Origin of the sequence: Azospirillum sp. ST 5-10, assembly GCF_051225715.1 — a bacterium.
Taxonomy (GTDB): domain Bacteria; phylum Pseudomonadota; class Alphaproteobacteria; order Azospirillales; family Azospirillaceae; genus Azospirillum.
Map to the genome: position 1 here is coordinate 267,294 of NZ_JBPJSP010000001.1, position 13,462 is coordinate 280,755.

15 protein-coding genes are annotated in these 13,462 nt (G+C 73.2%); 5 read left to right on the top strand and 10 right to left on the bottom strand.

Annotated features, from left to right (window positions below):
• Positions 1-131: 131 nt before the first annotated feature.
• The 7 genes from ACSBPG_RS01300 to ACSBPG_RS01330 form a co-directional block, all read right to left on the bottom strand.
• Positions 132-1,049 carry a hemolysin family protein gene (locus ACSBPG_RS01300; protein ID WP_435535281.1) on the bottom strand — a complete coding sequence of 306 codons (918 nt, stop codon included), beginning with the start codon at positions 1,047-1,049 and terminating at the stop codon, positions 132-134.
• On the bottom strand, positions 1,046-1,594 hold the full coding sequence (gene ybeY / locus ACSBPG_RS01305) for an rRNA maturation RNase YbeY (protein ID WP_435535282.1): 549 nt from the start codon (positions 1,592-1,594) through the stop codon (positions 1,046-1,048). Before ybeY ends, ACSBPG_RS01300 begins: the two co-directional genes overlap by 4 nt.
• Positions 1,591-2,634, bottom strand: coding sequence for a PhoH family protein (locus tag ACSBPG_RS01310; RefSeq protein ID WP_435535501.1), 1,044 nt, complete (start codon positions 2,632-2,634; stop codon positions 1,591-1,593). The genes ybeY and ACSBPG_RS01310 overlap by 4 nt, the downstream gene beginning before the upstream one ends.
• Before the next feature lie 5 nt (positions 2,635-2,639).
• Complete coding sequence (gene miaB, locus ACSBPG_RS01315; protein ID WP_435535283.1) at positions 2,640-4,034, bottom strand: tRNA (N6-isopentenyl adenosine(37)-C2)-methylthiotransferase MiaB; 1,395 nt, start codon at positions 4,032-4,034, stop codon at positions 2,640-2,642.
• 260 nt (positions 4,035-4,294) lie between these two features.
• Entirely contained in the window at positions 4,295-5,137 is an 843-nt protein-coding gene (locus tag ACSBPG_RS01320; RefSeq protein ID WP_435535284.1) for a lysophospholipid acyltransferase family protein, read from the bottom strand.
• Between the two features lie 27 nt (positions 5,138-5,164).
• Positions 5,165-5,986 (bottom strand): GNAT family N-acetyltransferase, encoded by an 822-nt coding sequence (locus ACSBPG_RS01325; RefSeq protein WP_435535285.1) that lies wholly within the window; start codon positions 5,984-5,986, stop codon positions 5,165-5,167.
• Between the two features lie 258 nt (positions 5,987-6,244).
• Entirely contained in the window at positions 6,245-6,661 is a 417-nt protein-coding gene (locus ACSBPG_RS01330) for a MucR family transcriptional regulator (protein WP_435535286.1), read from the bottom strand.
• A 121-nt stretch (positions 6,662-6,782) separates the two neighbouring features.
• Between ACSBPG_RS01330 and ACSBPG_RS01335 the strand changes: the two genes are divergently transcribed.
• On the top strand, positions 6,783-7,007 hold the full coding sequence (locus ACSBPG_RS01335; protein WP_435535287.1) for a sulfurtransferase TusA family protein: 225 nt from the start codon (positions 6,783-6,785) through the stop codon (positions 7,005-7,007).
• On the opposite strand, the gene ACSBPG_RS01340 is transcribed toward ACSBPG_RS01335, so the two are convergent.
• Positions 7,004-7,480, bottom strand: coding sequence for a GNAT family N-acetyltransferase (locus tag ACSBPG_RS01340; protein ID WP_435535288.1), 477 nt, complete (start codon positions 7,478-7,480; stop codon positions 7,004-7,006). The two genes, ACSBPG_RS01335 and ACSBPG_RS01340, sit on opposite strands and share 4 nt — an antisense overlap.
• Positions 7,477-8,160: a tRNA (adenosine(37)-N6)-threonylcarbamoyltransferase complex dimerization subunit type 1 TsaB gene (tsaB, locus tag ACSBPG_RS01345; RefSeq protein WP_435535289.1), complete on the bottom strand. Its 684-nt coding sequence runs from the start codon at positions 8,158-8,160 to the stop codon at positions 7,477-7,479. The genes ACSBPG_RS01340 and tsaB overlap by 4 nt, the downstream gene beginning before the upstream one ends.
• 179 nt (positions 8,161-8,339) lie before the next feature.
• Between tsaB and ddpX the strand changes: the two genes are divergently transcribed.
• Both ddpX and ACSBPG_RS01355 read left to right on the top strand, forming a co-directional pair.
• Positions 8,340-8,891 (top strand): D-alanyl-D-alanine dipeptidase, encoded by a 552-nt coding sequence (ddpX, locus tag ACSBPG_RS01350; RefSeq protein WP_435535290.1) that lies wholly within the window; start codon positions 8,340-8,342, stop codon positions 8,889-8,891.
• A 158-nt stretch (positions 8,892-9,049) separates the two neighbouring features.
• The gene (locus tag ACSBPG_RS01355; RefSeq protein ID WP_435535291.1) at positions 9,050-10,078 is read left to right on the top strand and encodes a polysaccharide deacetylase family protein; all 1,029 of its coding nucleotides are present in this window, start codon (positions 9,050-9,052) and stop codon (positions 10,076-10,078) included.
• Positions 10,079-10,083: 5 nt separating this feature from the next.
• Here the strand turns inward: ACSBPG_RS01355 and ACSBPG_RS01360 are convergent, their stop codons facing one another.
• Positions 10,084-10,632: a NifU family protein gene (locus ACSBPG_RS01360; protein ID WP_435535292.1), complete on the bottom strand. Its 549-nt coding sequence runs from the start codon at positions 10,630-10,632 to the stop codon at positions 10,084-10,086.
• A 182-nt stretch (positions 10,633-10,814) separates the two neighbouring features.
• Here ACSBPG_RS01360 and ACSBPG_RS01365 point away from each other — a divergent pair, with 182 nt between their 5' ends.
• Positions 10,815-12,005, top strand: coding sequence for an adenylate/guanylate cyclase domain-containing protein (locus ACSBPG_RS01365; protein ID WP_435535293.1), 1,191 nt, complete (start codon positions 10,815-10,817; stop codon positions 12,003-12,005).
• Entirely contained in the window at positions 12,002-13,444 is a 1,443-nt protein-coding gene (locus ACSBPG_RS01370) for a fused MFS/spermidine synthase (protein WP_435535294.1), read from the top strand. The genes ACSBPG_RS01365 and ACSBPG_RS01370 overlap by 4 nt, the downstream gene beginning before the upstream one ends.
• Positions 13,445-13,462 lie beyond the last annotated feature (18 nt).

Sequence of the window (13,462 nt, forward strand, 5' to 3'; positions counted from 1 at the left end):
GCGTCAAGCCGGGTCGTCCGACGGCGGCCGGGGGCGTGCGGCTCGGCAACGCGAAGATTGAAAAGGATGAAAGGATTTTCGTCTTTCGATCCTTCAATCTTTGCGTTGTCCATCCGCACGCCCGTCGGCGCCTACCCCGTCGCCGCCAGCAGCTTGGTGTCCACCGGCACGTTGCGCACGCGCAGGCGCTTGATGCGGCGGGGATCCGCCTCGACGATCTCGAACTCCAGGCCCGAGGGGTGCTTGAGCAGTTCGCCGCGGGCCGGCACGCGGCCGGCCAGCGACACCACCAAGCCACCCAGCGTGTCGATGTCCTCGCGCTCCTCCTCGGCCAGCACCGGCCCGACGCGGTCCTCGAAATCCTCGATGGCGACGCGCGCGTCGGCCATCAGCGAGCCGTCGGGACGCTCCACCAGGCGGGGCGCCGTGGCGTCGTCGTGCTCGTCCTCGATCTCGCCGACGATCTCCTCCACCAGGTCCTCGATGGTGACGAGGCCGTCGATGCCGCCGAACTCGTCCACCACCAGGGCCATGTGCTGGCGGGTCTGGCGCATCTGCACCAGCAGCTCCACCACCGGCATGGACGGCGCGACGATCAGCACCTCGCGCACCAAGTCGCGCAGCGCGCAGGTGCGGTTGCCGGCGATGCAGGTGACGACGTCCTTGATGTGGATCATCCCCACCACGTCGTCGAGCGTCTCGCGGTAGACCGGCATGCGGGAGTGCTGCTCCTCCGACATGCGCTGGATCAGGGTGGGGATGTCGGTGTCGACGTCGACGCCGACGATGTCGGCGCGCGGCACCATCACGTCGACGACGGTGCGGTCCCGCAGCTTGAGGATGTTGGCGAGCAGCGCGCGCTCGCTCGCCGCCATCGACCCTTCGGTCTCATCCTCCTCCTCGATCAGCTCCTCGATGGTGTCGCGGAGCGTCGTGTCGCCTCGGCCCCGGATCACGGAGCGCAGCCACCCGCGGAAGAGGTGGCCCAGCGAAGTGTGGTCTTCGGCCCCGTCTTCACGGGGCGTTCGACTGTCGGAGGTCTCGGTCATCGTCCTGGAGGTTGCGGTTGCGTCGAAAGCGGTGGATCCGAGGACCCGGACGGCGGCGCGCCGGCATAGGGGTCGGCGACGCCGAGCCCGGCCAGCACCTCCACCTCGCGGCGTTCCATCTCGTCGGCCTCGGCGTCGTCCTCGTGGTCGTAGCCCAGGAGGTGGAGCGTCCCGTGCACCACGAGGTGGGCGAGATGGTCGCCGAGCGCCTTGCCCTGTTCGGCGGCCTCGCCGGCGACCGTCTCCCAGGCCAGCACGACGTCGCCCAGCAGGGTCGGCGCGCCGGGGTCGGGATCGGGCCCCTCGGCCTCGGTCAGGGCGAAGGACAGCACGTTGGTGGGCTTGTCCTTGCCGCGGTAGTCGCGGTTGAGGCGGTGGACCAGGGCGTCGTCGGCCAGCACCAGCGACAGCTCGGCCGGGCCGTCGCCGTCCCAGGCCGCCGCCAGCGCCGCCAGGCAGGCGCGCTCGGCCAGCCACTCCGCGTCCTCCGGCCATGCCCCGGCCTCGCGGGTGACGATCACCTCGACGGCGGACGGCTCGCTCACCGGCCCCCTCCTCCCCGGACGTGGCCGGTGCGCCCGGCGTCGTGGTGGGCCGCCTCGTGGCGGTCGTAGGCGCGGATGATGCGGCTGACCAGCGGGTGGCGCACCACGTCGGCGTCGCTGAAGCGCACGAAGCGCACCCCGTCCACCGCCTGCATGCCGGGCCCGCCGCCGAGGATCTCGACGGCGTCCTTGAGGCCGGAGCGCACGCCCGCCGGCAGGTCGATCTGCGAGGTGTCGCCGGTCACCGCCATGCGGCCGCCCTCGCCCAGGCGGGTGAGGAACATCTTCATCTGCATGGGCGTGGTGTTCTGCGCCTCGTCGAGGATGACGAAGGCGTCGGCCAGGGTGCGGCCGCGCATGAAGGCGAGCGGCGCCACCTCGATCTCGCCCGAGGCCAGGCGCTTCTGCACCTGTTCGGCCGGCAGCATGTCGTAGAGCGCGTCGTAGAGCGGGCGCAGGTAGGGGTCGACCTTCTCGCGCAGGTCGCCGGGCAGGAAGCCCAGCCGCTCCCCGGCCTCGACCGCCGGGCGGGACAGCACGATGCGGTCGACCTGGCCCGAGGTCAGCATCGCCACCGCCTGCGCCACCGCCAGATAGGTCTTGCCGGTGCCGGCGGGCCCCAGGCCGAACACCAGCTCGCTCTCCGCCAGCGCCTGGAGATAAGCGGCCTGGGCCGGCGAACGCGGGGTGATCGCCCCCTTGCGCCGGGTGCGCACGGGGAAGTCGGGCCGGCTGATGGCGGCCAGCACCTGGTCGCGGGTCTGCGGGTCGGGGGCGGCGGTGGCCATGCGCAAGGCGGCGTCCACCTCGGCCGGGCCGACCGGCAGGTTGCCCTGCAGGCGGGCGTAGAGCGCGTCGATGGCCGAGCGCGCCGCCCCCGCCGCCTCGGCCGGGCCGGCGATGGTCAGCGCGTTGCCGCGGGAGATCAGCGACACCCCGAGCTGCGTTTCGATGCGGGCGAGGTTCCGGTCGTGCTCGCCATAGAGCAGCGGGACGAGCCGGTTGTCGTCGAAGCGGAGGTCGATGCGATGGTCCGGCAGATCGTTCAAGCCGGCATCTCCATGGTCTGTTCGGCACCGCCGCCGGAGCCGGAGGCGTAGACGCCCGTCGCCACCCGGCCGGCCAGGCTGTTGGGATGGGCCGCCTCCACCGTCACCGCGGCGATGGCGCCGAGAAGCCGCGCGCCGGCGTCGGCGTGGACGGACTGCATGTAGGGACTGCGCCCCAGCAGCTGGCCCGGCCGCTTGCCGGGGCGGTCGAACAGCACGGGAACCGTGCGTCCGACGAAGCCGTGGTTGAAGGCCTGCTGCTGCGCGTCGAGCAGCTGCTGCAGCGCCGCCAGCCGCTCGGTCTTCACCCCCTCGGGGACCTGCACCGCCTCGGTGGCGGCCGGGGTGCCGGGGCGCGGGCTGTACTTGAAGGAATAGGCCTGGGCGTAGCCGACCTCGCGCACCAGGCGCAGGGTCGCGGCGAAGTCGGCGTCGCTCTCGCCGGGGAAGCCGACGATGAAGTCGCCCGACAGCGCCAGGTCGGGCCGCGCCGTGCGCAGCCGCTCCACCAGCCGGCGGTAGTCGTCGGCGGTGTGCCGGCGGTTCATGGCCGCGAGCACGCGGTCGGATCCCGCCTGCACCGGCAGGTGCAGGTAGGGCATGAGCTGCGGCACCTCGGCATGGGCGCGGATCAGGTCCTCGTCCATGTCGCGGGGGTGCGAGGTGGTGTAGCGGATGCGCTCCAGCCCGTCGATCTCCGCCAGCGCGCGGATCAGCCGGCCGAGCCCCCAGGTGGAGCCGTCGGGGCCGTCGCCGTGCCAAGCGTTGACGTTCTGGCCGAGCAGGTTGATCTCGCGCGTGCCGGCGGCGGCGAGGCGGCGCGCCTCGGCCAGCACCTGGGCGGCGGGCCGCGAGAACTCGGCGCCGCGGGTGTAGGGGACGACGCAGAAGGTGCAGAACTTGTCGCATCCCTCCTGCACCGCCAGGAAGGCGGTGACGCCCGAGGCGGCGGACTCGTCCGGCAGGAAGTCGAACTTGGACTCCGCGGGGAACTCGGTGTTGAGCACCGCCCCCGCGGCGCGATGGGCGCGCGCCACCATCTCCGGCAGGGTGTGGTAGGTCTGCGGGCCGAAGACGATGTCGACGTAGGGCGCGCGGGCGACGATCTCCTCGCCCTCGGCCTGGGCGACGCAGCCGGCCACCGCCAGGATCATGCGGTCGCCGTCGCCGCTCTCCTTGCGGTCCTTCAGCGTGCGCAGCCGCCCCAGCTCCGAGAACACCTTCTCGGCGGCCTTCTCGCGGATGTGGCAGGTGTTGAGGATCACCATGTCGGCGCCGTCCGGTTCCTCGACCGGCCGGTATCCCAGGGGAGCCAGGACGTCCGCCATGCGGGCGGAGTCGTAGACGTTCATCTGGCAGCCCCAGGTCTTGATGAAGAGCTTCTTACTCAACCCCTTTCCTTCCGCGCCAATAACCACGGGCGCCTTCCGCGCCAGTAACAACAGGCGCTTGCGCGCCAATGACGACAGGCGCTTCCGCGCCAATGACAACAGGCGCGCCGGCCCCCTCGCTCCAGCGCGCCGCGCCGGACTGCCGGCCGTTCGATCTGCTGGGAATATGGTATCGCAGGGGCCCCGGGGCTAGTCAATCGCGTCGCGCCGTCTCTCGCCTTTCGGGCAGGGCCGGGGCACCGGACGCTCAGGAGGGACGCTCAGGAGGCGACCGCCTCGACCGGGACGGGTTCGTCCTGCGGCGCGGCCGCGGCCGCCGGCCTGGGGCGGCCGCTCACGGCGCGCTCGACGCCGCCGGCCACCTCGCGCCAGCAGTGCTCGGCCAGCGCCTTGCGGCTGGAGAAGGCGTCGAGGGTCACCGGCTCGTGGAACTCCACCTCGACGGTGATCCGGCCGAGCGTGAAGGCCCGCCAGAGGTGCGGCGCCAGGTCCATGTCGCCGTACCAGGCGTAGACCGGGCGGAAGGCGATCCCCATGGGGATGCCGTCGAGCCGCGTCGCGGCGACGCTGACGGGCTGCACGGTCAGCGGCCGGTCGTCGACGCGGGCCGAGGCGACGGCGAACAGGGCGGTCTTGAAGGGCAGGGTGCGGTTGCCGTCCGACGAGGTCCCTTCGGGGAACAGGATCAGGTTGTCGCCGGCCTCCAGCCGCCCGCGCATGTCGTCGCGCTGGCGCCCGGCGGTGCTGCGGTTGCGGCGCTCGACGAAGACGGTCCGCTGCAGCTTCGCCAGCAGGCCGAAGAAGGGCCAGCGCGCCACCTCGGTCTTGGCGACGAAGGAGCCGGGGATCAGCCCGCCCAGCACCATGATGTCGAGATAGGAGGAGTGGTTGGAGACGAAGAGCACCGGGCCGCCCTGCGCCACGGTGCCGCGCACCACCACGTCGAAGCCGATGATGCGCCAGCACGAGGCGTGATAGAACACCGGCAGGCTGCGGCGCAGCCCCCAGCCCAGCGCCACCGCCAGCGCCTGCAGCGGGATCAGCAGCAGCGTCCAGGCGAGATAGACGGCGATGCGGACGGCGCCGACGACCGGCGAACCCATGGCTGCGTCCCTCCGGCCGCGGCGCACCTAGGCGCCGGCGGCGTCGCCGTGTCGCCGCTCGTAATGCTTGTAGTATTTTTCCGTCACCAGGTCGGTCTTGACGACGACGCAGACGTCGGTGGTGTTGAACTGCGGGTCGATGACCGCGCCGTCGCCGACGAAGCCGCCCAGGCGCAGGTAGCCCTTGATCAGCGGCGGCAGGTCGTTCAGCGCCCGCTTGGCGTCGAGCGCGCCCGGCTCCATCAGCCGCATGTCGACGTGGAGCTCCGGCAGCGCCACCGGGCGCAGCGCCGGCGGCGCCAGATGGTGATGGTAGAGGTAGGACAGCGGCTGGGCCAGCGCCTGCACGTCGTTGCCGGGCAGGCTGGCGCAGCCGAACATCAGCTCGATCCGGTGCTGGAAGACATAGGCGGCGATGCCCCGCCACAGCAGCTGCATGGTGCCGCGGGTGCGGTAGGCGGCGTCGACGCAGCTCCGCCCGAGCTCCAGCACCTCGCCCGGCAGCGACACCAGCGGCGTGATGTCGTACTCGCTGGAGGAATAGAAGCGGCCGGCGCGTTCGGCCATCGGCCGGCGGATCAGCCGGTAGGTGCCGACGACCGCCTCCGGCCCCGGGCCGCGGGCGTGGTCGATCACCAGGAGGTGGTCGCAGTGGACGTCGAAATCGTCGAAGTCGCGGCGCCGCGCCGCCATCTCCGGCGACGGCTTGGCCGTCATCTCCTCGTAGAAGACGCGGTAGCGCAGCGCCTGGGCGCTGTCGACCTCGGCGTCCGAGCGTGCCAGCCGCACTTCCAGCGTGCCGACGCGGAGGTCGCCCGCAATGCCCTGGTCCGAAATGATGTCCGACATGGCCTGCATCGTGCTGCCTGGATCGTGCTGCCTGGTTCGCGCTGGTCGCGACGGTGGCGGACCGTCCCCGCCGCAAACGGTTGGGGTGATCCAGGCAATAGGCATATCACGAAGCGCCGCATGCCGGTCAACCACGACGTCCGCGCCGGGACCGCCGTTCACCGAACCGTCACGCGGCGCGGCCGCCGGCCCCGGGGCGCGCCGCCGGCGCGCGCCCTCGGGCCGCCGCCGCGAGACCGGGCCTGCCGCGTGCGGCCGTCAGGCGGCGCCGCGGCGGGCGCGGGTGCCGAGCCCGATCTGCTTGGCCAGCGAGCTGCGCTGGCGGGCGTAGTTCGGCGCCACCATCGGGTAGTCGGCCGGCAGGCTCCAGCGGTCCCGATACTCCTCGGGCGTCATGTTGTAGGCCGTCTTGAGATGCCGCTTCAGCATCTTCAGCTTCTTGCCATCCTCCAGGCAGACGATGTAGTCGGGCGTCACCGACTTCTTGATCGGGACCGCCGGCTGCGGCCGCTCCTCGGCGGGGGCCGGCTCGGCGCCGACGTTCGACAGCGACCTATACACCTGTTCGATCAGGGTCGGAAGATCGCCCAGAGCCACTGTATTGTTGGAGACGTGTGCCGCCACGATCTCCGTCGTCAGAGACAACAGCTCGGTGGAAGGGGACCCATTGCTCATGTATGATTGCTCCACGGCTAGGCGTTCAACCTTCATATAAAGTGGTTCGCGGCCGGGTGCAATATCCAATCTTTGTACGGAAGAGGAAGACGTGGACGAAAAAAGGACCGCGGACTTATTTTTGGACATCACCGCCGAGGTCTGCCCGTTGACGTTCGTCAAAACGAAGTTGTCGGTGGAGCGCATGGCGGCCGGCCAGACGCTCGAAGTGCGCCTGAACGCGGGCGAGCCCTTGCAGAACGTGCCGCGTTCCTTGGCCGAACTGGGCCATGCCGTGTTGGCGGTGGAGGCCGAGGACCCCGCAGACCCCGCCGGCACCCACCGCCTGTGGGTACGGAAGGCCTAGAATCCGCTGCCGTAGGAATGGCGCAGGACCAGCGCCGTCGCCCGGCCGTCCGGGCGCCTGTAGTATCCCGGCCGCCGGCCCACCGCGAAAAAGCCGGCATCCGTGTAAAGGGCGCGCGCCGCCATGTTGTCCTCGGCGACTTCCAGGAACACGGCGGTGGCGCCGAGCCTCTGCATTTCCGCCAATGCTTCGTCCAGCAGACGGCGGCCGAGGCCGGCGCGCCGGCGCGCCGGCGGCACGCCGATGGCCAGGATCTCGCCGTCCTCCGCCGCCACCCGCGCCAGCACGAAGCCGAGCGGGTTCGGCGCCGCGGCGGTGCCGCCCACGGCCAGCCGGCCGAAGGTGCCGGGCTGGCCCAGCAGGGTGGCGACGAAGCCGTCCGACCATGGCTCCTCGGGAAAGCAGAGCTGCTGCAGGGCGGCGACGACGGCGGCGTCGAACGGCCCGGCCGGGCGCAGGACGACGTCGCTCACGGACGCCCGCCGGCGGTCGGCCGCGCCTTCGGCACGGTCACGTCGGGGGCGCGCAGATAGAGCGGCTGGGGCGGCAGCCCGACCGCCCGTTCGCCGCCCAGCGCCGCCACCACCGCCGCGTCGGGCAGGCCGGGTCCGGCGGCGAAGGCGGTGTCGCGGCGCCCTTCGAGGACCGGCCGCAGCGCCGCGGCGCCGTCGCCGGCGACCAGGAGGGGAGCGGCGGCGGCGAGCCAGCCCGGCACCGCGGACGGCTCCAGCAACGCCGGCTCCCCCCGCGGCGCGAGGTCGCCGTCGAAGAGCTGCAGGAAGGGTTCGGCGCGCCGGGAGTCGATGGCGACCAGAAGGGCGCGCCCGGCGCGCTCGGCCTCCGGGACGCCGCGCGCCACCGCCTCGAAGGTGGTGACCCCGACCACCGGGACGCCGGCCGCCAGGGCGAAGCCGCGCGCCGCCGCCAGGGCGATGCGCAGGCCGGTGAAGGCGCCGGGGCCGACCGTCACGGCGATGCGGTCGAGCGCGTCGAACCCGATGCCGGCCTCCGCCAGCACCGCCTGCGCCATCGGCACCAGCGCCTCCGCCTGGCCGCGCACCATGGGCGGCGCGCGGCGCGCCACCACCCGCCCGTCGTCCCACAGCGCCGCCGAGCAGCCGGTCGTCGCGGTGTCGAGACCCAGTACCCTCATCGCCCTGCCTTTGTCTCGCCGACGGCCCGGCGGCCCGGACCGCATGCTCCTTCCCTATACCGTGGCCCCGGGGAGAACAAATAAATCCGTGTGTTCGCGGCACGACCCGTGTACGTCGTGGGCCGTTCCGGCCGGCCGCGACGGTGCCGGCCCCGCCACGACAGGCCCCACGGTCCCCCATGCTGATCGAGATCGCCCCTCCGGCCTTCGACGTCGACGTCGAGCTCGTCTACGCCACCGCGGCCAATCTGGCCGGCCGGCCGGTCTACCGCCGCCCGGTCTGCCTGCTGCACGCCGACGCCGCGGCCCGCCTCGCCGCGGCCGCCGCCCTGGCGCGCGGCGCCGGCCTGCGGCTGCGCGTCTACGACGCCTTCCGCCCGGTGGAGGCGCAATGGGAGCTCTGGCGCGCCTTCCCCGACCCCGTCTACATCGCCGACCCGCGGACCGGCTCGACCCATTCCCGCGGCGTCGCCGTCGACCTGACCCTGGCCGACGCCGACGGCCGGCCGCTCGACATGGGCACCGGCTTCGACGACATGACGGAGCGGTCGCACCACGGCCGCACCGACCTGCCGGCCGCCGTGCAGCGCAACCGCGCCCTGCTGCTGGGGGTGATGACGGCGGCCGGCTGGCGCCACTACGACGCGGAGTGGTGGCACTACCAGCTGCCCGGCAGCGACCGCTATCCGCTGCTGACCGACGCCGCGGCCGGCGGCCGCATGATGGGATGAGTGGCCGCCGGGGCACACCCGACTGTTGCCGATCCGCACCACGGAACGACGGAAGCGGGGGCGCGGCTGTTCGCCGCTTGTTCCGCGGCGGCGGCTTGTGCCACACCCGGCGGTGAGGGCTGTCGCACGACGGCGGCCGCCGGGGTTGTCCTGCCGACATGCCGCTTCGCCCTGCCATCCTCCTGCTGCTCGCCGTGCTCGGCGTCCTCTCCGCCCCGCCGGCGCCGCGCGCCGCCGAACCGGCCGGCGCGGTGGTGTTCGCCTACAACCGCTTCGGCGAGGACGAGATGCCGGCCAGCAGCATCCGCATCGACCAGTTCGAGGCCCATCTCGAGGAGCTGACGTCGGGCGACTACACGGTCCTGCCCCTGCCGACGATCGTCGAGGCGCTGCGCGCCGGCCTGCCTCTGCCCGACCGCACCGTCGCCATCACCGTGGACGACGCCAGCCGGTCCTTCTACAGCCAGGGCTGGCCGCGGCTGCGCGCGGCCGGGCTGCCGTTCACCCTGTTCGTCGCCAGCGATCCGCTGGACCGCGGCGCCGCCACCCACATGACCTGGGACGAGCTGCGCCGGCTGGCCGGGCAGAGCGGCGTCACCATCGGCGCGCTCGGCGCCTCGACGCAGTCCCTGGTCGACCGCGGCGCCGCCGAGGCCGCCGCCGACCTGCGCCGTGTCGAGGCCCGGCTGGTCGCCGAGCTCGGCCGGCCGGCGACGCTGTTCGCCTACCCGCAAGGGGAGTATTCGTCGGCCGTCCAGGCCCTGGTGGCGGAGCGCGGCATGACCGCGGCGTTCGGCCTGCAGTCCGGCGTGCTCTACGCCGGTGCCGACGTGCAGGCGCTGCCGCGCTTCGTGATGACGGAGGCGTTCGGCAGCATCGACCGCTTCCGCCTCGCCGCCAACGCGCTGCCGCTGCCGGTGGTCGACGTGACGCCGGAGGATCCGGTGCTGGCCGTCAATCCGCCCCTGGCCGGCTTCACCGTGTCGGCCGACGTCGGCGACCTGTCGCAGCTCGCCTGCTTCGCCTCGGGGCAGGGCCGGGCCACCGTGGAGCGGGTCGCCGACGACCGCATCGAGGTGCGGATCGCCGACCCCTTCCCGCCCGGCCGCGCCCGGCTGAACTGCACGCTGCCCACCGCCGAGGGGCGCTGGCGCTGGTTCGGCATGCAGTTCGTGGTGCCGGAGTAGCTCCGTCAGCGGACGGCGCGCACTTCCTGCACCTCGGGGACGTAGTGGCGCAGCATGTTCTCGATGCCCGCCTTGAGCGTCGCCGTCGAGCTGGGGCAGCCGGCGCACGCCCCCTTCATGTGCAGGTAGACGACGCCGCGGTCGAAGCCGTGGAAGGTGATGTCGCCGCCGTCCTGGGCCACCGCCGGGCGCACGCGGGTGTCCAGCAGCTCCTTGATCTGCTGCACGATCTCGTCGTCGTCCTCGGCCGCCCCGTCCTCGTCGGCCGCGCCGGTCAGCACCGGGCGGCCGGCGGTGAAGTGCTCCATCACCACGCCGAGGATCGACGGCTTCAGGAGGTACCAGTCCTTGCCGTCCGCCTTGGTGATGGTGATGAAATCGGCGCCGAGGAAGACACCCTCGATCCCGTCGATCTCGAACAGCCGCTCGGCCAGGGGCGAGCGGCCGGCCTCGGTGCGCGAGGGGAAGTCGGCGGTGCCGCGCCCGAGCACCTCGCGCCCCGGCAGGAACTTCAGGGTGGCCGGATTGGGGGTCTGCTCGGTCTGGATGAACATGGTCCTACGGTCCTTTCATGGTGCGCCGAAGAGCACTGGCGGCGCCCTGGAAACTTGGGCAGAATCCCCGGCGAGATCAAGCATGGCGTCGAAGGGTCATTGTCGTGGATACGGGCGCGCCCGCAGCAGGCGAACTCACGGAAGGGCGCGCGCCCGATCGGTCGATCCCCTGCCAGCACGCGGTGATCGACTGGCTTCTCACCGACGGCCGCCGGCACACCGGCGTGCCGGAGTTCATCGACGCCCTGTGCCGCCACCTGCGCACGGTCGGGGTGCCGCTGGCGCGCTGTTCGCTGGCGCTGACCCTGCTGCACCCGCAGATCCGCTCGATGAGCTACTACTGGCGCGTCGACCTCGCCGAGGTCGAGGCGATCGAGCGGGCGCACGGCATCGAGTCCTCCATCGACTATCTCACCAGCCCGGTCGCCGCCATCATGGAGCAGGGCGCGGAGGCGCTGCGCTTCCGCCTGGAGCGCATGGCCCCGCCCTGGCCCTACCCGGTGGTGGGCGAGCTGCAGGCCCAGGGCTACACCGACTACGCGGTGATGACGCTGCGCTTCTCCGACGGCCGGCCGAACATGGCGAGCTTCGCCACCGACCAGCCCGGCGGCTTCACCACCGCCGACCTCGCGGCCATCGACGCCATGCTGCCGGCCATGGGCGCGGTGCTGGAGACGATGGTGCTGCGGCGCCTCGCCACCACGGTGCTCGACACCTACGTCGGCCGCCGCACCGGCGCCCGCATCCTGTCGGGCGACATCCGGCGCGGCACCGGGGCGGCCCTGCGCGCGGTGCTGTGGCAGTGCGACCTGCGCGGCTTCACGGCCCTGGCCGACCGCCTGCCGCGCGAGGAGCTGATCGCCCTGCTGAACGGCTATTTCGAGGTGATGGGCGGGGCGGTCGAGGCGCGCGACGGCGAGATCCTGAAGTTCATCGGCGACGCCCTGCTGGCGGTCTTCCCCCTGCCCGACGCGCCCCCCGACGCCCCCTGCGGCGCCGAGTGCGACCGCGAGGCCTGCACCCGCGCCCTCGACGCCGCCGAGGCGGCGCTGGCCGGCATGGCCCGGCTGAACGCCGAACGCGCCGCCTGGGGACAGCCGGTCCTGCACTGCGGCATCGCCCTGCACCTGGGGGACGTCATGTACGGCAACATCGGCGCGCCGAGCCGCCTCGACTTCACCGTCATCGGCCCGGCCGTCAACCTGGTGAGCCGGCTCGAGAGCCTGTGCAAGCGCCTCGAGCGGCCGGTGCTGGCCTCGGCCGCGGTGGCCGCCGCCTGCGGCGACCGGATGCGGTCGCTGGGCTGGCACCCGGTCAGGGGGCTGCGGGATCCGGTGGAGGTGTTCGCGCTGGCGGCGGATCCGACGCCGTGACCGGGACGCGCGCCCGAGTCGCCCTGCCCGTCGCCGCCTTCGCCGCGGGATGGGGCCTGATGATGCTGGAGATCCTCGGCGGCCGGCTGATGGCGCCGCACTACGGCTACTCCGTCTACCAATGGGGGGCGGTGATCGGCGTCGTGCTGGGCTTCATGGCGGCCGGCTACTGGAAGGGCGGCGCGGTCGGCGACGGCGGCGGCGCGCTGCCGTTCCTGCGCGGCGCCCTGCTGGCGGGTGCCGCGTGGGCGGCGGCGACGCCGTGGATCGGCCCGGCGGCCCTGGACGGCTCGTCCGGCGGCATGGGCCCGGGGGTGGGATCCGTGGTCGGCGCGGCGCTCCTGCTCGGCGTGCCGTCGTTCGCGCTGGCCACCGTGTCGCCGATCTGCGCCGGCCTGTCCGGCTCCGGCGGCGTGGCGGCGCGGGCCGGGCGGATCTACGCCGTCGGCACCCTGGGCAGCATCGGCGGCACCTTCTTCGCCGCCTTCTACGCCATTCCCACCATCGGCGTCTCGGCCGGCTACGCCGTGGCGGCGGCGGTGCTGGGTGCCGCCTGCGCCGCGCTGCCGGGCGGCGGGCGCTTCGCCGCGGCGGCCGCCGTTCTCGCCGCCGGGGCGTGGGGCGCCGGCCTGGCCGAGGGGCGCGGCTTCGCCGTCTACCGCGAGACGCCGCACAACACGATCTACGTCCGCGAGGACGCGGCGGAGGTGCGGCTGCACCTCAACGCCCTGTGGGCGGTGCAGTCGCGGCTGCGCAAGGACGGCGGGCCGACCGGCATGTACTACGACCTGTTCGCCGCCGGCCCGGCCCTGGCCGAGGGGCGGCGCGTCCTCGTCCTCGGCTTGGCCGGCGGCGTCGCCGCGACGCAGATCGCCCGCGCCTGGCCGGACGCCGAGGTCGTCGGGGTGGAGCTGGACGCGGCGGTGGTGGAGGTCGCCCGCGAGCGTTTCGGGCTCGACGGCGTACGTGTCGTGGTGGACGACGCCCGCCGCTACGTCGAGCGCGCCGGCCCGGTGTACGACGTGATCGTCGTCGACCTGTACGCCACGGCCATCATCCCCTTCTTCGCCGCCACCCGCGAGTTCTTCGCGGCCCTCGGCGCGCGGCTGGCGCCCGGCGGCGCGGTGATGATGAACGTCGCGGCGCCGGCCGACCGCGACGCCCTGGTGGGGCCGCTGGGAGCGACCATGGCCGCCGTCTTCCCTTCGGTCTTCCTGGCCGACGCCGGGCGCGGCAACTGGCTGCTCGTCGCCACCGCCGACGAGCGCTCGGCCGCCGGCCTGCGCGTACGCCTGGAAGAGGCGCCGCTCCCCGCCCTGTACGCCGCCCGCCGCCTCGCCGACACCCTGGCGCCGGCCGATACCGCCGGGCAGCCGGTGCTCACCGACGACCGCAGCGACATCGACCTGCGCAGCCTGCGGGCGCTGTACGGCGGCTGAGGGCGGTGGGCGCGGAAC

What these genes read in the sequence shown, in the direction of transcription:
- ddpX (WP_435535290.1), top strand. Translation starts at nt 8,340, where the DNA reads ATGCTGATCGAGATCGCCCCTCCGGCCTTCGACGTCGACGTCGAGCTC.
- tsaB (WP_435535289.1), bottom strand. Translation starts at nt 8,160, where the DNA reads ATGAGGGTACTGGGTCTCGACACCGCGACGACCGGCTGCTCGGCGGCG.
- ACSBPG_RS01330 (WP_435535286.1), bottom strand. Translation starts at nt 6,661, where the DNA reads ATGAGCAATGGGTCCCCTTCCACCGAGCTGTTGTCTCTGACGACGGAG.
- ACSBPG_RS01360 (WP_435535292.1), bottom strand. Translation starts at nt 10,632, where the DNA reads ATGTTCATCCAGACCGAGCAGACCCCCAATCCGGCCACCCTGAAGTTC.
- ACSBPG_RS01300 (WP_435535281.1), bottom strand. Translation starts at nt 1,049, where the DNA reads ATGACCGAGACCTCCGACAGTCGAACGCCCCGTGAAGACGGGGCCGAA.
- ACSBPG_RS01355 (WP_435535291.1), top strand. Translation starts at nt 9,050, where the DNA reads ATGCCGCTTCGCCCTGCCATCCTCCTGCTGCTCGCCGTGCTCGGCGTC.
- ACSBPG_RS01325 (WP_435535285.1), bottom strand. Translation starts at nt 5,986, where the DNA reads ATGTCGGACATCATTTCGGACCAGGGCATTGCGGGCGACCTCCGCGTC.
- ACSBPG_RS01320 (WP_435535284.1), bottom strand. Translation starts at nt 5,137, where the DNA reads ATGGGTTCGCCGGTCGTCGGCGCCGTCCGCATCGCCGTCTATCTCGCC.